Annotated in this window: 1 protein-coding gene and 1 pseudogene; both read left to right on the forward strand. The window is 45.8% G+C overall.

The genetic code is table 11. The annotated features are described in order from the left end of the window. Window positions 1-174 (forward strand): annotated as a pseudogene (locus tag BGK49_RS29690) (IS3 family transposase); the annotation flags it as partial. A gap of 62 nt (window positions 175-236) precedes the next feature. Continuing rightward, a partial coding sequence (locus BGK49_RS17760) for a transposase (protein WP_032335914.1) occupies window positions 237-474 on the forward strand: 238 nt, incomplete at its 3' end.

The following is a 474-nucleotide window of genomic DNA, read 5'->3' on the forward strand; positions in this document are numbered from 1 at the left end:
AACACCAAAAGCCTCTCCGATAACACCAGAACAAATCGAAATACGTAAGCTGAGGAAAAAGCTACAACGCATTGAAATGGAGAATGAAATATTAAAAAAGGCTACCGCGCTCTTGATGTCAGACTCCCTGAACTGTTCTCGATAATCGGGAAACTCAGAGCGCATTATCCTGTGAGGTAGCCTGAGTTTAACGGACACTCCTTCCTGAAATAGAATGGCATCAGAAGGAGCTAATAATGAGCAGAAAAAACCAACGTTACTCTAAAGAGTTCAAAGCCGAAGCTGTCAGAACGGTTCTTGAAAATCAACTTTCGATCAGTGAAGGCGCTTCCCGATTATCCCTTCCTGAAGGCACTTTAGGACAATGGGTTACCGCCGCCAGAAAAGGGCTCGGTACTCCTGGTTCCCGCACGGTGGCTGAACTGGAATCTGAAATTCTGCAACTGCGTAAGGCGTTAAATGAAGCTCGCCTTG

The organism is Shigella sp. FC1544 (assembly GCF_001722145.1).
GTDB lineage: Bacteria > Pseudomonadota > Gammaproteobacteria > Enterobacterales > Enterobacteriaceae > Escherichia > Escherichia coli.